The following is a 20,823-nucleotide window of genomic DNA, read 5'->3' as shown; positions in this document are numbered from 1 at the left end:
CTTTTAACGACTGTGTTTCCCGTTCGCGCTTGCCGCGCGAAAGAATTCGTTCCACTGGGGGAGGATGAGCGATGGCGTGTAGCGCCCCGAAATCTCCCTCCCTTTCTGCACGAGGCGAGCCCGTAGCGAAGCGCCGCCTTGCCGAATGGCGCTCTGAATGACTTGGGCGGCGTCTTCCGAGGAGTAGGGGCTGAAATACTCGGATGCGTCCTCGTAGACCTCGCGGTGGACGGAGATATCTGACGAAATGACGATTCCGCCGCTGCGCATCGCCTCGATTCCCGAATAATCGAAGCCTTCTGCCAGGCTTGGGCAGATGGTGGCGAGTGCGTGCTTGTAGAGGATGCGTAGCTCGAAAGCCGGCACGTTGGCAAGGTGGAACAGGTCGCCGCGTTCGGCCCAAGGTTTGAATGCCTTCAGGATGGGCTTCTCGTCCCAACCCGAGTTGCCGACGATCACGAGCTTCAGGTTGGGCATTGAGGTGTACTTGAGGCGTTCCCAGGCTTCCATGAGCAGCAGGTGGTTCTTCCGCGGCTCGATCGTCGAGACCATCAGCAGGTAGTCGAATTCTTGCGGTGTCTGACCGGCCTTGTTCAATGAGATGCCAGACAACTCGGTACCGAATTCATTGGTGTCACATAGCCGGTTGGCGATGATGTTGAAGACGAGCCCCTTGGGCGAGTCCTCGTCGAAATATTCGCCGGACACCATGTTGTGAATCACGGCTGTGCGCGGCTCGGCTTCCGGGAAAATCTTGAGCAGATCCTTACGCGTCGCCTCTGAAATGCACGAGAACCAGGCGCCGGAACGGACGTTGTCCTGTAGGGAGTAGAAATGCGAGGCCTGATGAAACGCTTTGTTGCCGATCGTGTGGGGCATCAAGACCGGCACGGCATCGTGATAACGGACAACCAGGCGCGTGCCGGGGCTGGTTCGTCCCGGAAACGGCGTCTGCGCGACAAAAAAATCAAAGCCACGTGTATCGACGGAAGGATAGCGAGGGGTCGAGGTGTACTTGAGTGCTGCGAGCCCGCTCTTGTGCAGCAAGGAACGCGGCTGCCTCAGCACGCGGTAACGCGTTGAGGTGATGAGATCCTTGTTGATCGGCTTGAGAGTTTTGCTGAAAAACGTCCGCCAGATGAAATCGTCGAAAAGATCCGGTTCGAAGACGTGAGTGGGAATAGCGCGCCCGAAGCGGGCTCTAGCATGCAAGAGAAGCGACGCAACGTACCGTGTGACCGCCTCAGAGGCATTATCGAGAAGACTGCTGTAGGGCTTCTCGTATAGCGATACGACCACCTTGGACAAGCGGTTGATTCTCTTCGATGTCGCGAGCGCTTTACGATTGGTGGGGATTGCCGATTTCAGATTTCTTGAACCGTGTTGAATCAAGCCTTCGACGCTATATTCTTCCGCGGACCTCAATCCTAGAAAAAGGAGTCGAGTTTCCTGCGGAACCCCGGCATACCCATCCAGAGTGGGTTTGAGATCCATTAGGACCTTAATTTTATTATTGCCATTGGGCATAGTAGTCATATGCTGAATCTGCTTTGTCGAAGTTAATGATCTTGCCTTTCTCGAGAACGCAAAATCTGTTGCAGTGTTGTCGAATTTGCTCGGGTTGATGCGAAACGATGATCATCGTCCGATCGCCTCGCTTCAGAAACAGTTCGTTTTCACATTTCTCCCGAAAGCGGCTGTCCCCAACCGCCGAGACTTCGTCAATAAGATAGCAGTCGAACTCAATGGCCATTGATATTGCAAAAGCAAGCCTTGCCCGCATGCCAGAGGAATATCTCTTTACGGGCTCGCGCATGAATTTGCCGAGCTCCGAGAAATCGTCGACGAAATCTAGTTTCGATCGGTAATCGATTCCGTAGACGCGAGAGATGAACTTGAAGTTATCAATGCCGGTGAGACTTCCCTGAAAGCCGCCAGCAAAGGCGAGAGGCCATGAAATCGTCATCCGACGAGTCACTCGTCCGCTCGTCGGAGGTTCGATGCCGCTAAGTATCCGAATGAGCGTGGACTTGCCGGCGCCGTTTCGGCCCAGAATTCCGAGCTTGTCTCCTCGCTGAATCGTCAGCGAGATGTGATCGAGGACATGATGGCGACCACTTTGAGTCGTATATGTCTTGCTGATTTCATTAAGCTCGATCATTCGAGTTGCACTCTCTTTGCCGTTTCTCGGGCCAAGGCAAGCCCGATCAGAGTAAGAGTCAGATTTGCGGTCGCTAGATAGAAGGGCGATTCATGGGTGGGCACAACATTGCCGAAATAACCATGGCGTACCATTTCAACGCCGTGCACCATTGGAAGCCAAAGTACCGCTTGCTGAGCGGCCGGCGGTAACCAATGAACCATGAATACGGCACCTGATAGGGGAAACAACAAATACGTTATGACATGCCAGATCCGGCCGAATGTTTCCGACAACTCCGAAAGCGAGCCTGCCATCAAACCAAGGGCGAGCGCGAACCAACAAAGTAGGAGCCAGCCAATTGCGGCCAGTAGCGGGTCCGCCGGCCATTTCATTACTCCGATGGAGGCAAATAGCAGGGTCAAGATCAGAAACGATGCCGATGCGCCGACGGTCTCAAGTATGATGCGAGACAGAAATATATCTATTACTTGTACATTCCGGTGATACATCAGGCTCAAATTGGGCTCAATCGCTTTTGAGCAGCGATTCGCCGAATTTCGCCAAGTGAGTACCGATGAATACCCGGTAATAGCAAAGGCAACTACGGGAATGGCGGACATTGTATGCAGGCCGGCGAGATACCAGAGGGTCGCAATGCCCAGGGTAAATAGCATGGGCTCTGCAACCATCCACAGTGCTCCTATATTGTGTCGGCCGTATCTAGTTACGACCTCCCGCAGGAGCAATGCGCCGACGACGCGCCGTTGGATGCTCAGTGCTCGATAGAGTGAAGCGTTCATGATCACGGCGACTCAGTCTTGGTGATCCTTGATTCCTGCAATCAGCATCGACAGAATGCCCCAAGTAGTCAATCCTAAAACGAATACAGCAAATACGTTCCTGAGACGCAGCGGTTCCATCGCTTCATCGGGGTTGCTGGGCTGAACGACTCGTTCAAGATAGAGCTGCTTGCGCTGGGCTTCGGTACGTGCCAATTCCAACGTGTTCATGGAACTGGCGAGAAGCTTGTCTGCAAATTCCTTTTCCAGCGTGAGTCGCTGGTATTCAGCGGCTTTTCCCGCCAAGGAGCGGTGGCCGCCAGCAACCCGGGCATTTTCCGAATCGAGCTCACGTTGTATCAATTGCACCCGCTGTCGCAGCACCGGAATTTGAGGATTGTTGGAGGCTAGGCGCTCAAGCTGGGCAAGTTGCGAGCGTGTTTCAATAAGGTCGCTTTGGAGCTTTGCGGCTTGTTGAAGTCCGATGGCAGATTGCTTTTCAGGGTCGATTACACCTTGTGAATCACGGTATCGAGCCAACGCGAGGGCGGCTGCTTGAGCTTTCTTTCGAGCGTCACCGACCTCTTCGGTCGCGAACTTGATCATGTCCTGACGACCACGTCCGTTGATATTGTTTACAAGTTCTTCGGCGAGTTCGACAAGCCGTTGATTGATCGCGAAGGCTTGGTCGGCGCTGTAGGCCTTTGTGGTCAAGGTTGCGATCGATGAAGCGGGGTCGAACTGAATATTTACTTTCTTTTGATAGTAAAGGTGAAATGCTTCGAAGCTCTTATCCCAGTCTAGGGCTCCAAAGCGGCTGAACAGATCAATGCGTGGGGAAGAAAAGGCATTTTTGATGTTCAACTCGTTGTCCAACGCCTTGAGGGCGTCACGGGACAGAATGAAGTCCTGGACGGCATAAGCGTCGTCCTCTGCACGGGTGAAGCCCGCGCTCTTGAACATTAGCCCAAGCGGCGATGCAGTCTGCCGTTCGGGGCTGCGAACGACGAAACGTGATTCCGAAATGTAGACGTCCGACGCGATCAGCCCGAAGTAGAGGCTGGTGATCAGCGTGGGAATGAGGGTCGTAAAGAGAAACAGTCGATTCCTGAAGAGCTTCGGGATGCGACTGGCAGCCGGTTTGGACCGGCTTTGCAGAGTTTCGAGCATGGGGTCGTTGAGGTTCATGAGACGCGTCCGTAATTGTCTTCGAAACGGACGATGTCGTCTTCGCCCAGATATTCGCCGCTTTGCACCTCGATCATCACGAGATCGAGGACGCCGGGGTTGCTGACACGGTGGTGATGCCCGGCCGGAATGTAGGTCGATTCGTTGGGGGCGACGAGGATTTCGCGCTCGCCATTGACGACCTTCGCCATGCCGCTGACCACAATCCAGTGTTCACTGCGATGGTGGTGCATTTGCAGCGACAGGCTGGCCTCGGGCTTCACCACGATGCGCTTGATCTTGTAGCGGCTGCCTTCTTCGAGGACCGTGTAAGTGCCCCATGGGCGATGCACGGTGCGATGCAGCTTGTAAGCTTCGTGCCCGGTGGCTTTGAGTTCGGCATAGAGATGCTTGACGTCCTGCGCGCGGTCCTTGGCGGCGACGAGCAGTGCGTCGGGGGTGTCGACGATGATCAGGTCGTGGACGCCGACGGCGCCCACGAGTCGCTCGTTGCTGCGGATGGAGCAGTTGCTGACGTCGTGCAGCAGGGCTTCGCCTTCGACACGGTTGCCCTGATCGTCGGCGGCGGTCAGGTCGCCGAGGGCCGACCAGGAGCCGATGTCGCTCCAGCCGATGTCGCACGGGACGACGGCGACACGTCGGGATTTTTCCATCACGGCGTAGTCGATCGAGTCCTCGGGGACCTTGCCGAAGCTGTCCGGGTCGAGTCCGCACTGGCTGAAACCCTTGCCTTCTGACGTGCGCGACCGGGCGAGGCATGTGCGGACGGCGGCGAGGATCGCGGGGCAGTGCTGCTCCATTTCTTCCAGCATGGTGCGGGCGGTGAAGCAGAACATGCCGGAGTTCCAGTAGAAGCGGCCGGAGTCGAGATAGGTCTGGGCGGTGGCGGCGTCGGGCTTCTCGACGAAGCGCAGCACGGTGTTGCCTTCGGCTTCGATGTAGCCATAGCCGGTTTCCGGCGCGTCGGGCTGGATGCCGAAGGTGACGAGCTTGCCCTCGCGGGCGAGGCCGACGGCGCGCTGTACGGCGGCGGCGAAGGCTGACTGGTCTGTGATCAGGTGGTCGGCGGCGAGGACCAGCAGTGCCGTGTCGGGGTTGCGCTCGGCAAGGTGCAGCGCGGCGGCGGCGACGGCGGCGGCGGTGTTGCGACCGAAGGGTTCGAGCAGGAAGGAGGTCGGCAGCTTGTTCTTGTTGATCTCGCGGAATTCGTCTTCGGTCTTGAAGAAGAACTCACGGTTGGTGACCGTCACGATCTGCGATACGCCGGCGAGGTTGGCGCCGCGCAGGAAGGCCTTCTGCAGCAGGCTCTGGCCGTCGCCTAGGCGGATGAAGGGCTTCGGATGGCTCTCACGCGAGACCGGCCATAGCCGGGAACCTGCACCGCCGCACAGAATGACGGGAATCACTGACATGCGTTGTTCCATTGTTCCAATGCGTTATAGGACTGTTGCCAGGGCATCGACAGCGGCGCTGATCTGCTCTTCGCTGTGCATGCAGCTGACAAAGAATCTGAGACGGGCGGCCCGCTCTTCGACCGCGGGATGAATGATCGGCTGGACGTTGATGCCGCGCGCGAACAATTGCTGTGCGGCGCGTGTGGCTTTCAGCGAGCTGCCGATGATGGCCGGGATCACCGCGTAGCCCTGCGACAGTCCGGTGTCGATGCCCTTCTCGCGGGCGAGCTCGAGGAAGCGGCCGGCGCGTTCGCGCAATCGGTGGGTGCGCTCGGGCTCGTGGCGGATGATGGTGAGGGCCTCGAGTGCCGCTGCGGCGAGCGGGGGGGACATGCCGACGCTGTAGACGAAGCCCGGCGCCGCGTACTTGAGGTGCTCGACCAGCGCGCGTTCGCCGGCGATGTAGCCGCCGCAGCCGGCGAGCGACTTGCTGAGCGTGCCCATCCAGATGTCGACGGCCTTGCCTGGAAGGCCGAAGTGCTCGCGGATGCCCATGCCGCCGGCCCCCAGCACGCCGAAGGAGTGGGCTTCGTCGACCATCAGGAAGGCTTTGTGGCGCTGTTTGATGTCGACGAAGCGCGGCAGGTCGGGGATGTCCCCGTCCATGCTGTACAGGCCTTCGACGACGATCAGTACGCGCTCGAACTGTCCGCGGATGTCGTTGAGGATCGCGTCGAGCGCGGTGGTATCGTTGTGCGGGAACGCGCGCCGGGTGGCGCCGGACAGCTGGATGCCTTCGATCACGCTGTTGTGGATCAGGCTGTCGTGGATGACCAGATCCTTGCTGCCGAAGAGGTAGCCGATCGTCGTGACGTTGGTGGCATGCCCGCTGACGAAGACGATGCAGTCTTCGACGCCGTAGCAGTCGGCGAGCGCTTCTTCGAGCTCGCGCTGCACCGGCCGTTCACCCGCGACGAGCCGGCTTGCCGAGGCCGAGGTGCCGTAGCGCTCGATGGCGTCCTTGGCCGCCTTGTTCACGCGCGGATGGCTGGAGAGGCCGAGGTAGTTGTAGCTCGAGAAGTTGATGAAGCTCCGGCCCTCGATTTGCGTGGTCGCACCGGCAGCCCCTTCGTGCATCTTGAAGAAGGGGTTTTCGATGCCGAAACGCCGCGCGGCGGCCTGTGGGACGAGGAGCTTTTCGTAGCCGGGGAAACGGTCGAAGCGATAGAAGCTTTCGGGGATTTCCGGATAGCCGGCGGTGGCCGCCTGCAGGCCTTCGGGCGACGGCGCCTGGGTATTCTTGCGACCCAGGAAGCGCTTCACCAGTTCGTCGCGCGCCTGCCCGACGAGGCCGAAATTCTGCTTGCTCATGGAATCAAAGCTCCTTTCTGACGTCGGCAATGGTCTGCGCGACCTGTTCGGCGGAGATGGATTCGCCGTGTTGCGCCGCCATGCCGGTCACCAGATCGGTGAGCGCGTCGCCCCTTTCCGGTGCATCCGCACCGTTTCCGAGCACCCGTTCGACGATGCGCGAAGCGACGCGATCGATCGTGGGACCCTCGTTGAGCAGCATGGCGGGAAGCTGAACGCCGAAGCGCTTTTCCAGCCCGAGGGCCAGCTCGACGGCCATCAGCGAATCCATGCCGAGATCTCGCAAGGACTGTGCCCCGTCGATGCGTTCGGGGCTGATCGACAGGATCTGCGCGACTTCCTGCAGCACGAGGGCGCGGACGAGCTCGTGGATTTCATCGGCGGACTTCCCGGCGATCAGGGCCTGGAAGTCGCCGCCGTCCGCCCCGAGGTTCTGTTCGCCGGCGAATTCGCGCTGCAGCGGCGCGAAGCGGGCGGTCTGGGCAGACGGGAGGAGGCGGGCGAGCATGCTCCAGTCGAAGTCCGCGACCGCGATCGTCGCCGCTTCGGTCTGCAGTGCCCGTTCGAGCATCGCGAGCGCCTTGGTGGTGGTGAGCGCTTCGGCGCCGAGCCGGTGGGTGAGGCTTTCCTTCACGGTTTCGTTGCGCGTGAGGTAGCCCGCGTCCGCGATCGGCCCCCAGCCGATGCAAGTGGCCGGCAGGCCCATCGCGCGACGCAGCGCCGTCAGGCCTTCGAGATAGGTGTTGGCGGCGACGTAGTTGCCCTGGCCGGGATTGCCGATGAAGGTTGTCACCGACGAGTAGAGGATGAAGTGGTCGAGCGGGGTGTCGCGCGTGAGCTCGTGCAGGTTCCACGCGCCGAGCACCTTGGGCGCGAGGACGGTGCGCATGCGCTCGCCGTCGAGGTTCGCGAGCAGCGCGTCGTCGATGACCATCGCGGCATGCAGCACGCCACGCAGCGGCGGCAGTTCGGGGCGGATGCGCGCGAGCACGGCCTGGACCGAGCTGCGGTCGGCGACGTCGCAGGCGAGGATCGTGACGCGTGTGCCGCGGCGCTCGAACTCCGCGGCGATTTCCGGCGCGCCCGGGGTGTCGGTCCCGCGTCGGCCGAGCAGGACGATGCTGCCGGCGCCGCGCTCGGCGAGCCAGCGTGCCGTTTCGAGACCGAAGCCAGTGAGGCCCCCGGTGACGAGGTAGGTGGCGTTCTTCGCGAAGGACAGGTGCGGCCGCTTGACCGGCGGTCCTTCCACTTCGACGCGGGCGTTTTCGAACGTCACGACCACCTTGCCGATCTGCCGCGCCTGCTGCATGTAGCGGAAGGCGTCGACGACGCGTTCGGCCGGGAAGGCGCGGAAGGGCAGCGGGGACAGCGCGCCGTCGCGGAACAGCTCCATGACTTCGGCGAAGAGGCGCCGCGCGAGTTCGGGACGGCCGATCTGCAGCTGGTCGGCATCGATGCCGAAATAGCTGATGTTGTCCTTGAAGGGACGCAGGCCGATCGGCGTGTTCTCGAAGAAGTCGCGCTTGCCAATCTCGAGGAAGCGGCCGAAGGGCTTGAGGACCTGCAGGTTGCGGCGGATGGCTTCGCCAGCAAGAGAGTTGAGGACGACATCGACGCCTTCGCCGCTGGTCTGTTCGAGGATCTGGTCCGCGAACGCGAGGCTGCGCGAGTCGTAGACGTGGTCAGCGCCCAGCAGGCGTACGAATTCGCGCTTCTCGTTGCTGCCCGCGGTGGCGAAGACTTCGGCGCCGAGGTGGCGGGCGAGCTGCACGGCGGCGATGCCGACACCGCCGGCCGCGCCGTGGATCAGCACGCGCTCGCCCGGTTCGAGGGCGGCGAGCTGCTTGAGCGCGTAGTAGACGGTCAGGAACACGGTCGGGACCGTCGCGGCGGCTTCGTGCGACCACTCTTCCGGCTTGAGGGTGACGGCGCTCGCCTTGGTGATGACGTGGCTCGCGAAGCAGGCCGGGCCCGAACCGAGGACGGCGTCGCCCACTTTCAGCTCGCCCACGCCCTGGCCGATGCGCGTGACGACACCGGAGAACTCCAGGCCCAGGCTCGCGCCGGCAAAGCCGTTCTCCACGGCCTCGTCGGGCAGCAGGCCCATCAGGTACATGACGTCACGGAAGTTGAGGCCGGTCGCGAGCGGACGCACTTCAATCTCGCCTTCGCCCAGCGCGCGTTCCGGATTGGGCAGCCAGACGAGGTTGCGCAGCTGTCCTGGGACGTGGAAGTCGAGGCGGAAGCGCGATTCTTCCGACGCTTCCTGCGCCGCTTCGGAAGCGGCGGCGCGCTGCATGCGCAGGCCGAAGCGGCCGCGCGGCGTGAGGGCGATTTCGCGCTCGCCGTCGGGGTGCAGAAGTTCGTTGACGAGGGCCTCGGTTGCCGCGGCGCCCGGAAGGTCGCCGGAGACGTCAATGAGCGTGCAGTTGAGCGCGGGGTGCTCGTTCATGATCACCCGCCCGAGGCCCCACAACGCGGATTGCGTCGGGTCGAGGCCGGACGCGTCGTTGATGCCGTCCACCGGAATGCCGCCCGAGGTCAGGATCCACAGGCGGGACTGGCCGATGCCGGCGGCTTCGATCGCGAGCAGCAGATCGAGGGTCTCGGCGCAATGGGTGCGTTCGAGCAGGTTGTCGATCGAAGCTGCTGCGTCGGCGCCGCTTAGTCCGGCGAGATCGACGACGTGGTGGATGTCGCCGAACTGGCGGCCGGCCTGGCGTAATAGGTGTTCGACGGCTGCGCGCGATTTCGGCGCGGCCGCGGACATCACGACCACGTGCTGGCTGTGGGCGTTGAGCTGCGCCGAGAGCCCCTCGGCGAGCGCTTGCGATTCGGTGCTGGCGCCGGCGAGCAGCAACCAGTTGGCCGGGGGGGCGGCGGTTTGGGAGAGCCCCGAGTCCCCGCGTTTCGCCAGGACCAGGTAGGCGCCGCTCGCGAGGCCTTCGGCCGCCGGCTCCACGAAGCTTTCGATGTCGGCAAAGCCTTGCGCCGACAGCGCGCCGGCCCAGGTTTCCGCGGGCAGCAGTTGCGGGAAGGGCTGGGCGTCGTTGGCGCCTTCGCGCCAGAAGGCGGTGTCGATGCCGTTCCAGAAGACGGCGGAGAGGTCGCTGTGACGTTCGGCGACGAGCAGCAGGCCGCCGGGGTTTAGCAGGCGCTGCGTCCAGCCGAGCGCGGCCTGAGGATTGACCGCGCGGTGCAGGCTGTGACGCCGGATGACGATGTCGAATTGCCCTGGAAGACCCTTTTCGTCGACGAAGGCCGTCTCTGCCGGATCGAGCTCGGCGACGCTCACGAACGGGTGATCGCGGTATTCGGCGCGCAGGTGATCGCAGACGCGCGGGTCATGGTGGGCAAGCACGTAGTCGACACGGTCGCTCGGGAACGCATGGGCGAGTTGCAGAGGCAGGTCGCTGCTCTCGGCGGCGATTTCGAGGATGCGCAGTCGTCTCGTGGCGGGCCAGCCGGCCGCGGCCTGCTCGACGACGCGCCGTACCGCAAGCCGGCTGCCGAGGTAGGCAGGATTGTCTTCGTATAGCGTTTCAGCCTGATGACTGTTACGGAGATCCTGTAGCAGCGCAACCGCGTCGGCTTCGCCGGTGAGGATCGCGCCGAGCTGCGGGCCGATGCGGCCGATGAGGACGAGTTCGGGCAGGCTGGTCGGGTAGTCCCGCAGCAGGGTGCGCCAGATGTCCGCGGGAAGCGGGAGGTCGCTGTCTGTGAGTCGCCAGGTGCCGCCGTCTTCGACCAGCAGGCCTTCGACCTGAAGATTGGACTTGAGCCACGCGAAGTAGGCGCGGCCGGCCGGCGCCACCGCGTCGGGGTTCGTCAGCGCCTGCTGCAGCCATTCTCCACGGTTCGCGAGCAGATCGCGGAAGGCTTCATAGGCGAAGGCGATGACGAGCGCGTCGCACAGCGGCTGCAGTTCGCGGAAATACGATTGGCGGTCGAGCTGCGTTTCCTGTGCGGTGAACCAGGCGCGCAATTGCCGCGCGAGCTCGTGCGTCGCGGGCAGCGGCACAGTGGCTGCGGGGCCGGGCGCGGCGAGCAGGCGGGGGACGATTTCCCAGCGCGCCGGTTCGGCTTCGTGGTGCTGGCGTACCGACGCGGCGCGGAAACGGCAGCCTTCCAGCGTCGCGACCAGGCCGCCGTCGCGCGCGAAGAGCTCGAAGGCCGCGAGCACGGAACGCGGGCTGCGGCGCAGCAGGCGTACGCGGAAGCTGGCGACGGCGGCGCGCCTGAAATGACGCAGGCGCCCGACCCGCACCGGCAGGAGCGGCAGGCCGCGGCCGGCTTCGATGTCGGCGCGGAAGAAGCCCAACAGGGACTGGAAGCAGACGTCGAGTGCGCCGGGGTGGAGGATGAAGCCGGCCTGGGCTTCGTCGTCGTCCGCGGCCGCTTGCAGGGTCCCTTCGAGGATGTCGCCGAGCACCTCGGCGTGCGACAGCGTGCGGAATTCGCCGCCGTAGTCGAGTCCGAGCAGGCCGGCGAGCCGGTAATGGGTCGCGCCGTCGAGACGGTCCGTCGCTGCCGCGCGGTTGGCCGGAGGCGGTGTGAGCTCGCCGGTGACCGTTGCTTCGCGCAAGCGGCCAGCGGCGTTCAAGGTCCATTCGTCATCGCTGAGCCGCTGCCGGCTGCGGATCTGGAAGCCTCCGTCGCGCGGGTTCAGCTCGATGCGCACGCTGCGTCCGTGGTCGCCGTCGAACACGATCGGCGCGATGATGTCGAGCTCTTCGAGGTCGAGTTGTACGGCGGGGAAGACCTCGGAGGCGGCGGCGAGGGCGAGTTCGACGAAGGCTGCGCCGGGCAGGACCGTGGCGCCGCCGACCTTGTGGTCCGCGAGCCAGGGTTGGGTGCGCGGGTCGAGCACGTTTTCCCACGAGGCGGCGGCGTCCTTGAGGCGCCAGCCGAGCAGCGGGTGCGTGCGATGGCGGTGGATCAGCCGGTAGCCTTCGGCGGTGTCCGGGCGCCAGTGGCGCTCGCGCTGCCACGGGTAGTTCGGGGCCTGTATGTGGCGGCCGGCGGTCGGGAAGAGCGCCGTCAAATCCGTGCGGCCCGTCAGGTGCAGGCGGAGCGCGAGTTCGTCCAGCCGCTGGAGTGCGTCGTCGTCACGCCGCAGGGACGGCAGGACGCGTCCCTGGACGTCCTTCGCGGCGAGGCATTCGGTGATGTAGCGTTGCAGGATTGCGTGCGGGCCGATTTCGACGAAGTAGCGGCAGCCGCGGTCGATCAGCGCGCCGATGCCTTCGCCGAAGCGCACTGGCTGGCGGACGTTGTCCCACCAGTAGCGTGCGCCGAGCGTGCTGCCGTGGAGAACCGCGCCGGTGACGGTGGAGACATATTCGCAGTCCGCGGCGGCGGTCGGTGCCAGTCCGTCGAGCGACGCGACGAGCATGTCCTCGATGGGGTCCATGCAGCGGCTGTGGAAGGCGTAGTCGAGGTCGAGCAGGCGGAAGAAGACGTTGCGACGGCCGAGTGCCTCGCCGAGCTTCTCGAGGCTGGCGAGCGGGCCCGACAGCGTGACGTTGCCGGGGCTGTTGAGGCCGGCGATCTCGATGTCCGGTTCGCCGAGCTCGGCGAGCGCATCGCGCACCGCCGCTTCGGACAGGGCCACGGCCGCCATGCGGCCAGTGCCGCGGGTGAGCGCCTGTGCAGCACTGCGCGCGCAGATCACGCGGATGGCCTGGTCAAGGTCGAGCGCGCCGCACGCCCAGGCCGCAGCGACTTCGCCGACGCTGTGGCCGGTGACGGCGAGCGGGCGGATGCCTTGTTCGCGCAGCATCGTCGTGACGGCGACCTGGACGGCGAAGAGGAGCGGCTGCGCGACCGCAGTGTCGTCGAGGCGCGCGGCGGCGGTGTCGGCACCGAGTTCGGCTAGCAGCGAAAAGCCCGTCCGTTCGCGGATCGGGGCTTCGAGTTCGGCGATCAGCTCGCGGAAGCGCGGCGATTCGGCGAGCAGCTTCTGCCCCATGCCTGCCCACTGCGAGCCGTTGCCGGAGTAGACGAAGGCCATCCCGCCCTCGTGCGGCAGCGCTTCTTCCTGAACCAGTCCGGCGGGTGTCTTGCCGTCGGCGAATTCGCGTAGCGCGATCTGCGCCGCGGCGAGGTCCTGCACCGGCAGCGCGAGGCGCTTGTCGAGGCGGTCGCGGCGGTAGGCTGCCGTATGGGCGAGGTCGTAGTACGCGTCGACGGGGCCGGCGGCGAGGACGTCCGCGTAGCGGCCGGCGAGTTCCCGCAGGGCGGGGCTGGTTCGGGTCGACAGGAAGAGCGGGGGCGACAGCGGCGTCGCCGGGCGCGGCGATTCCGCCTGCGCCGTGGCGCTATGGTATTCCTGCAGCAGCACGTGCGCATTGGCGCCGCCGAAGCCGAAGGAATTGACGCCGACGACGAGCGGCCGTGACCTGTCTTCGTCCCGGCAGGGCCGCGGCGCGGTCACGACGTCGAGGTTGAGCCCCGAAAAATCGATCTTCGGATTCGGAGTCGTCAGGTGGATCGACGGCGGCAGCTCGCGGTGCTTGAGAACCATCAGCGCCTTGACGAGCCCGGCCATGCCCGACGCCGGTTCGAGGTGCCCGAGGTTGGCCTTGACCGAACCGATCGGCAGCGGCTCGCCGGCAGGGCGGGTGCGGCCATAGACTTCGCCGATGGCGGCGGTTTCAATGGGGTCGCCGACCGCGGTGCCCGTGCCGTGCGCCTCGAGGTAGTCGACCTCGTGCGCGGCAAGGCCGGAGCGCGCGAGCACCGCGCGCATGAGTTCGACCTGGCCGTCGCGGCTGGGGATCGTGAGGCCCGTCTTGCGGCCGCCGTCGGCATTGACGCCGGTGCCGCGGATCACGCCGTGGATCGTGTCGCCGTCCGCGAGCGCCCGATCCAGCGGCTTGAGCAGGACCACGGCGCCGCCCTCGGAGCGGACGTAGCCGTCGCCGGACGCATCAAAGGTGTGGCAGCGCCCGCGCGCCGACAGCATCGAGGCCTTCGTGAAGCCGACGAAGGGGTAGGGGTGGAGCAGCAGATTGACGCCGCCGACGAGCGCGGTCGAGGCCTCGCCCCCATGAAGCGCGTTGCAGGCGTGGTGCAGCGCTACGAGCGACGAGGAGCATGCGGTGTCGACGGCGAGCGAGGGGCCATGCAGGTCGAACACGTAGGACAGCCGGTTCGCGGCGACGCTGAGCGTGTTGCCGGTCATCGTGTGCGCGGTCAGGCTGGGGAGGTCGTCCAGCGCGCCGACGCCGTAGTCGAGGCCCGAAATGCCGACATAGACGGCGCAATCCGTGCCCGCGAGGCGGGAGGGCGGGATGCCGGCATTCTCCATCGACTCCCAAGCGAGCTCGAGCAGCAGCCGCTGCTGCGGGTCGAGCCACGCCGCTTCGCGCGGGGAAATGCCGAAAAACCCGGCATCGAATTCATCGATCCGGGACAGCACGCCGGCAGAGAAGGTGATGCTGCGTCCGCCTTCCGAGCGCTTTGGATGTTCGAGGACCTCGGTCGCCCACCGCTCCGGCCCGATACGTCCCACGAGATCCTTCCCCTCGATCAGGGCGGACCAGAACTCGTCTTCTCGCTGCAGATCGCCGGGGAAACGGAACGCAAATCCGATAATTGCGACAGCTTTGAGCGTGCCTTTGTCATTGTTGGGGTTGCCGCTCAATTTGGTACAGCTCTCGGAATTGTTAAGTAATATTAATTATCCGATGCCTGCCTATGTTTGGGCAATAGTACTACTTCCTTTACACACAAATACACGAAATATGGTACGTGAAGTACACGCCTTATAGATCTCTTTGGAATAATTCCAAAAAGATCTATCGTGCGATTTCGGGAATGGAGTACGCATGGCTCGGTCGAAGCAAATGCAGCGCATTTCGGGGTATTGACAGCGTGCACGGCGCGGATTCGTGAGGCGGCGGGCGATGTCGGGAGGGCTGATGATGCGAGTGTGGAGAATTCTGGCGGCAGTTTGCGGATTTGCGACACTGAGCGCCGGTGCGGCAGGTGCCGGTTCTCTCAACGTCTACAACTGGAACGACTACATCGCCCACGACACCATCCCGAACTTCGAGAAGACGAACGGGATCCGAGTGCGCTACGACCTGTACGACAGCAACGCGACGTTGCAGGCGAAGCTGCTGACCGGGTCGAGCGGCTACGACGTCGTCTATCCCAGCGTCGAGTACGCGGGGCGGCAGATCCAGGCGGGCATCTTCCAGCCGCTGGACAAGGCGAAGCTGCCGAACCTGAAGAACATCGATCCGATCCTGCTGAAGGCGGTCGAGGCGGCCGATCCGGGCAACCGCTTCGTCGTGCCCTACATGTGGTACACGACCGGTGTCGCGATCAACGTCGACAAGGTCATGAAGGCGCTCGGCGGCAAGCTGCCGGACAACGCGTGGGATCTGCTCTTCAACCCGGCGCTGACGTCCCGCCTGCGCGATTGCGGCATTTCCGTGATGGACGAAGCGAGCGACCTCGTGCCGGCGGCGATGCTTTACGCCGGCAAGGACACGAAGCGCATGGACACGGCCGACATCCGCGCGGCGGTGCAGCGCGTCCTGCCGGTGCGCAAGGACATCCGCGTGTTCAACTCGTCGCCGATCGAGCTCATGGCGAAGGGGAGCGTGTGCGTGGCGATGATGTTCTCGGGCGACGCGCTGATCGCGGCCCGACGCGCGGCCGAGTCGCACACGGGCGCCAACGTGCGCTACCTGATCCCCGAGCAGGGGGCGATGATGTCGGTCGATGTGATGGCGATTCCAAAAGACGCGTCCCACGTAGTCAACGCCCATGCGTGGATCAACGCGATGATGGATCCCAGGGTGATCGCCGACATCTCCAACGAAACCTTCTACATCAGCGCGAACCGCGCGGCGCTGCCGCTGATGTCCAAGGAGATCACCGGGAATCCGGCGATCAACGTGCCCGACGACGTCAAGGCGCACCTGCATCCCAAGCCGGTGCTGACGAAGGAGGTGCAGCGCGAGATGACGCTGGCCTTGAACCGCTTCAAGACGTCAAAATAGATCATCGCGGGAGCTCGGGGGAGCGCGCATCCGGATGGCGGAAGAACGGGACGGGGATTCGGCATACCTGCGCATCGATTGCGTGAGCAAGCGTTTCGACGAGACGCAGGCGGTCGACGACGTGTCCCTCGACATCCGCAAGCGCGAGATCTTTGCGCTGCTCGGTAGTTCCGGTTGCGGCAAGACGACCTTGCTGCGCATGCTCGCCGGACTCGAGACGCCCGGGGCGGGCCGCATCGTGCTCGATGGGCAGGACCTCGGTGCCGTGCCCGTGCATCTGCGGCCGACGAACATGATGTTCCAGTCCTACGCGCTTTTTCCCCACATGACGGTGGAGGCCAACGTCGCCTTCGGTCTGCGCCAGGAACGGCCGCGCTGGTCGCGGGCCGACGTTTCCGCCCGCGTCGCCGAGATGCTCGATCTCGTGCAGATGCAGCGCTATGCCCGGCGCAAGCCGCACGAGTTGTCCGGTGGGCAGCAGCAGCGCGTGGCGCTCGCACGCAGCCTGGCGAAGCAGCCCAAGCTGCTGCTGCTCGACGAGCCGCTCGCCGCACTCGACAAGAAGATTCGCCAGCAGACGCAGCTGGAACTCGTGAGCCTGATCGAGCGCGTCGGCGTGACCTGCATCCTGGTCACGCACGATCAGGAAGAGGCGATGACGATGGCGACGCGCATCGGCGTGATGTCCGAAGGCCGCCTGCTGCAGGTCGGCACGCCCGACGAGATCTACGAGCGTCCGAATTGCCGTTTCACCGCCGAATTTGTCGGCGACACGAATCTCTTTCGTGGCCGCGTGACCGAATCGGGGCTCGTGTGCGACGACTTCCCCGAGCCGCTCGCGCTCGCGCCGGGAGAGGGCAGCGTCGGCGAGACGGCCTGGGTGTCGGTACGTCCCGAACGCGTCGTGCTGAGCCGCGGCCAGCCGGATGGGCGCGCGGGCTGGAATCGCGCGCAAGGCGAGGTCGCCGACATCGCCTATCTCGGCAGCCATTCGGTGTATCACCTGCGGCTGCCGGGCGGTCGGATCGTGCTCGCGAGCGCGCCCTCGCTGCAGTGGGGTGAGGCCTCGGCGCCGACCTGGGGCGACAGCCTGTGGCTTGCGTGGCCGGCTGCGGCTGGAGTGGTGCTGTTGCGATGAGACGCCGCTTCTTCCTGCTGCGCGGCCGCTTCTGGATCGGTTGCGTGCCGTGGGTGTGGATGCTGGCGTTCTTCGTGCTGCCCTTCGCGCTGATCGCGAACGTGAGCCTGTCTACGCCCGAGCTGGCTGTGCCGCCCTACGTCTCGCCGCTGCACGCCGAGCCGGGGAGCGCACTGCCGCAATTTCGCCCGGATCTTGCGAGCTACCGCCGCCTGGGTGATGAGATCCGGGGGCTGGGCGAGGAGGGCGGCGAGCTGCAATACCTGCAGGCCTACGGCAACTCGCTACTGCTGGCGGGCCTGACGACGGTGTGCTGCCTGCTGATCGGCTATCCCTTCGCCTACCACATCGCGCGCTCGCGCGAGCCGACGCGGAACACCCTGCTGATGCTCGTGATGCTGCCGTTCTGGACCTCGTTCCTGCTGCGCGTCTATGCCTGGATGGTGCTGCTCGACAGCAGCGAGCTCGGCCTGATCAACCACGCGCTGCTCGCGCTCGGGCTGATCGACGCGCCGCTGCAGCTCCTCTATAACAGCGGCGCGGTGCTGGTCGGGATGATCTACAGCTATCTGCCCTTCATGGTGCTGCCGCTCTACGCGAACCTCGTGAAGCTCGACGTGCGCCTGCTGGAGGCGGCCGGCGATCTCGGCGCGCGACCGTGGACGACCTTCGTGTCGGTCACCTTGCCGCTGTCGCGTCGCGGCATCATCGCCGGCGCGATGTTGGTGTTCATCCCCGCGGTCGGCGAGTTCGTGATTCCGGATCTGCTCGGCGGCGGTGATGTGTTGATGATCGGTCGCAAGATCTGGGATGACTTCGGGCCGAACCAGGACTGGCCGATGGCAGCCGCGGTCGCAGTCATCATGGTGCTGCTGCTGATCGCGCCGATCATGCTTTTCCACCGCCACGGCCGGGAGAACGGGTCGTGAGCGGCGAGTCGGGGCGTTGGGGGGCGAAGGGCTGGCTGCTGACGGTGTTCGCCTTCCTCTACCTGCCGATCTTCTGCCTTGTCGTGTTCTCCTTCACCGGCGGTGAGATCACGACGCAGCTCGACGGGCTGTCGCTGCGCTGGTACGCGGAGCTCGCCGCGGACGACGAGTTGCAGACGGCGGTGCTGCTGTCGCTGCGCGTCGGATCGCTCGCGGCGTCGGCGGCGGTGATCGTCGGCACGGCCGCGGCGGTCGTGCTGTCGCGCTTCGGCCCTTACTTCGGCAGCCGCTTTCTCGCCGGCGTGATCACGGCGCCGATGGTAATGCCGGAAGTGGTGGTCGGGCTGTCGCTGGTGCTGCTCTTCACGCATCCGGGCTGGTCCTTCCTGGGGGGGCGCGGCGTCGGGGCGATCTGGGCGGCGCATACGACGCTGTGCGTCGCCTACGTCGCGGTGCTCGTGCAGTCGCGCCTGCGCGAGATGGACCGCGCGCTCGAGGAGGCGGCGCTCGATCTCGGTTGTCCGCCGTTCAAGGTGTTCTTCGTGATCACGGTGCCGGTGATCGCGCCGGCGCTGGTGTCGGGCTGGTTGCTGTCCTTCACGCTGTCGATGGATGACTTCGTGCTCGCGGCGATGCTGTCCAACCCCGGAAGCACGACCTTGCCGGTGCTGATCTTCGCGCGCCTGCACCACGGGCTGAAGCCGGAGATCAATGCGCTGGCGACGGTGATCGTCGCGATCGTGTCGGTTGCGGTTGTCGTGGGAAATCGCGTGATGCTGTCGGCGCGAGCGCGCCGCGCGGCAGCAACGGCCCGCGCGGCGGCGGGACGGGAGCATGCATCTCCCGTTACACTTCCGCTTACACATCGTCGCCCGTAACAAGGATCCCGCATGGCCGAAGCCGTTGCGCAAGAACCGAACCGTGCGCCGCGGGGCGTCGTGATGGACGCTTCGTCCGCAACACCGGCTGCGCCCCCGGAACCGGCCGAGCAGCCGGTGAGCCTGCCGGCCCTGTACCGCGCGCTGTGGCTCCATGCCGAGGGCGCGCGGCCGCTGATCTTCGGGGCCTTCGCGCTGCTGCTCGCGTCGCAGCTGTTCAAGCTCGCCGTGCCCTGGCTTGCCGGCAGCGCGATCAACGCGATCCAGGGTGGCGGGCTCGGTGCACTGCCGGAAGCGGGTCGCTGGCTGATGCTGCTCTTCGCGTCGATCGTCGCGACTTGGTTGTTGCATGGCCCCGGGCGCATCCTCGAACGCAACGTCGCGATGCGGGTGCGCGAGCAGTTGTCTGAACTCCTCGTGCGGCGCCTGCTGCAGGCGCCGCTCGCATGGCACGAGCGTCGTCATTCGGGTGAGGTCACGCATCGCGTGCAGCAAAGCACCGGCGCGCTCTACGACTTCGCGCAGAACCAGTTCATCTACCTGCAGAACTCGGTGCAGCTGATCGGGCCGGTGGTCGCGCTGTGGCTGATCTCGCCGCTCGTCGGCAGCGTCGCGGTGGTGGGCTACGGGCTGATCGCCTTCCTGATCACGCGCTTCGATCATGTGATGATGCGCATCGCCGTCGACACCAACCGCGCCGAGCGGGCCTATACGGCGACGCTGGTTGATGTGCTCGGCAACGTGTTGTCGGTGCTCGCGCTGCGCCGCGGGGAGGGCGTCGCCAGGCTGATCGCCGCGCGCCTCGCACAGATGGCGGGCCCCTTGAAGCGCAGCATCGTCCTCAACGAGGCGAAGTGGTGCTCGGTCGATCTGCTCGCGAGCCTGCTGTGGTGCGTGCTCGTGACCGTCTATGCGGCGCAGGCCGCGGGGGCGATCGGCGGCGCGGCGGCGGCCGGCGTCGCGACCGGGATCGCCCTGGGCAAGGTCTTCATGGTGTATGAGTACGCGCAGCAGGCGGGCGGCGTGATCACGGCGATCGCGTCTCACTTCCAGTCGCTCGCGCGCCAGCGGGCGGACTATGCGGCCGGCGAGCCGATGTTTTCGGCGCCCGTCGCTGCTGAGCCGATGCTGCATCTGGCCGACCGCGATCCGTGGCAGCGGTTGGCGCTCGCCGATCTGCGCTTTTCGCATGCCGGGGCGCACGAGGCGTGCGGGGCGCGGCCTGGCGGGGTGATCGACATCGAGCGGCTGGAGCTCGAACGCGGTCGCCACTACGCGCTGGTCGGGCCGAGCGGTGCGGGGAAGAGCACGCTGCTGCGCCTGCTCGCCGGGTTGGATTGTCCGCAGGCCGGAGAGGTGAGTTTCGACGGCCGGCCCGAGCCGGACCCGGCGGCGATGCTGCGCGGCATCGCGACCCTGATCCCGCAGCAGGCCGAGATGTTCGACGGCACGCTGGCGGAGAACCTGCTGCTCGGCGCCGATGTGTCCGCGGAGCACATTGCCGGCGCGCTGCAGGCGGCCTGCGCCGGCGAGCTGGTCGAGGACCTGCGCAGCGGGCTCGCAACGCGCGTGGTGGAAGGCGGCGCGAACTGGTCGGGCGGTCAGCGTCAGCGGCTCGCGCTCGCGCGCGGCGTGCTCGCGGCGGACGATTGCTCGCTGGTCTTGTTCGACGAGCCGACCAGTGCGCTGGACCCCGAGACCGAGGCACGCGTCTACGGGGGGCTGTTCGAGCATTTCGCCGGTGCGACGCTGGTGTCGTCGGTGCATCGCCTGCATCTGCTCGACCGCTTCGACGCCGTGATCCTGATGCAGGCCGGTCGGGTCGTCGCCGTCGGCACGGCATGGGAACTCGCGCAATCGTCCGTGCTGTTCCGCGAGATGCTGGCGGCGCAGGAGGGCGCGAAAGGGGGCGATCGGCGTCACCAGCCGGATCGGCGACGCAACAGAGAGGGCAGCCCGCAGGCTGCCCCCGATGAGCGCGCGTAG

Annotated in this window: 12 protein-coding genes; 5 read left to right on the top strand and 7 right to left on the bottom strand. The window is 65.0% G+C overall.

Features of this window, described 5'->3' with window-relative positions; genetic code table 11:
* Window positions 1-3: 3 nt before the first annotated feature.
* From VJ673_RS07675 to VJ673_RS07645, 7 genes are read right to left on the bottom strand one after another with little or no spacing between them, the layout of a single operon-like run.
* A complete protein-coding gene (locus tag VJ673_RS07675) occupies window positions 4-1,494 on the bottom strand; it encodes a glycosyltransferase family 4 protein (protein WP_324125472.1) in 1,491 nt (496 codons plus the stop codon).
* A gap of 16 nt (window positions 1,495-1,510) precedes the next feature.
* Window positions 1,511-2,161 (bottom strand): ABC transporter ATP-binding protein, encoded by a 651-nt coding sequence (locus VJ673_RS07670; protein ID WP_324125471.1) that lies wholly within the window; start codon window positions 2,159-2,161, stop codon window positions 1,511-1,513.
* Complete coding sequence (locus tag VJ673_RS07665; protein WP_324125470.1) at window positions 2,158-2,943, bottom strand: ABC transporter permease; 786 nt, start codon at window positions 2,941-2,943, stop codon at window positions 2,158-2,160. Before VJ673_RS07665 ends, VJ673_RS07670 begins: the two co-directional genes overlap by 4 nt.
* A gap of 12 nt (window positions 2,944-2,955) precedes the next feature.
* Entirely contained in the window at window positions 2,956-4,110 is a 1,155-nt protein-coding gene (locus VJ673_RS07660) for a KpsE/RkpR family capsule polysaccharide export protein (RefSeq protein WP_324125469.1), read from the bottom strand.
* On the bottom strand, window positions 4,107-5,522 hold the full coding sequence (locus VJ673_RS07655) for a mannose-1-phosphate guanylyltransferase/mannose-6-phosphate isomerase (protein ID WP_324125468.1): 1,416 nt from the start codon (window positions 5,520-5,522) through the stop codon (window positions 4,107-4,109). The genes VJ673_RS07660 and VJ673_RS07655 overlap by 4 nt, the downstream gene beginning before the upstream one ends.
* Before the next feature lie 24 nt (window positions 5,523-5,546).
* Window positions 5,547-6,875 (bottom strand): aminotransferase class I/II-fold pyridoxal phosphate-dependent enzyme, encoded by a 1,329-nt coding sequence (locus VJ673_RS07650; RefSeq protein ID WP_324125467.1) that lies wholly within the window; start codon window positions 6,873-6,875, stop codon window positions 5,547-5,549.
* 4 nt (window positions 6,876-6,879) lie between these two features.
* Window positions 6,880-14,523 (bottom strand): SDR family NAD(P)-dependent oxidoreductase, encoded by a 7,644-nt coding sequence (locus VJ673_RS07645; protein ID WP_324125466.1) that lies wholly within the window; start codon window positions 14,521-14,523, stop codon window positions 6,880-6,882.
* A gap of 277 nt (window positions 14,524-14,800) precedes the next feature.
* Here VJ673_RS07645 and VJ673_RS07640 point away from each other — a divergent pair, with 277 nt between their 5' ends.
* The 5 genes from VJ673_RS07640 to VJ673_RS07620 are packed head-to-tail and all read left to right on the top strand — an operon-like array spanning window position 14,801 to window position 20,823.
* Window positions 14,801-15,892, top strand: coding sequence for a polyamine ABC transporter substrate-binding protein (locus VJ673_RS07640; protein ID WP_324125465.1), 1,092 nt, complete (start codon window positions 14,801-14,803; stop codon window positions 15,890-15,892).
* A 34-nt stretch (window positions 15,893-15,926) separates the two neighbouring features.
* Window positions 15,927-17,030, top strand: a complete 1,104-nt coding sequence (locus VJ673_RS07635) for an ABC transporter ATP-binding protein (RefSeq protein ID WP_324125464.1) — start codon at window positions 15,927-15,929, stop codon at window positions 17,028-17,030.
* The gene (locus VJ673_RS07630; protein ID WP_324125463.1) at window positions 17,027-17,959 is read left to right on the top strand and encodes an ABC transporter permease; all 933 of its coding nucleotides are present in this window, start codon (window positions 17,027-17,029) and stop codon (window positions 17,957-17,959) included. Before VJ673_RS07635 ends, VJ673_RS07630 begins: the two co-directional genes overlap by 4 nt.
* A complete protein-coding gene (locus VJ673_RS07625; RefSeq protein ID WP_324125462.1) occupies window positions 17,956-18,837 on the top strand; it encodes an ABC transporter permease subunit in 882 nt (293 codons plus the stop codon). Before VJ673_RS07630 ends, VJ673_RS07625 begins: the two co-directional genes overlap by 4 nt.
* 12 nt (window positions 18,838-18,849) lie before the next feature.
* A complete protein-coding gene (locus tag VJ673_RS07620; protein WP_324125461.1) occupies window positions 18,850-20,823 on the top strand; it encodes an ABC transporter ATP-binding protein in 1,974 nt (657 codons plus the stop codon).

The sequence above is a fragment of the Aromatoleum sp. genome (assembly GCF_035254505.1).
Classification (GTDB): domain Bacteria; phylum Pseudomonadota; class Gammaproteobacteria; order Burkholderiales; family Rhodocyclaceae; genus Aromatoleum.
This window is presented reverse-complemented; position numbering and strand designations above follow the sequence as displayed.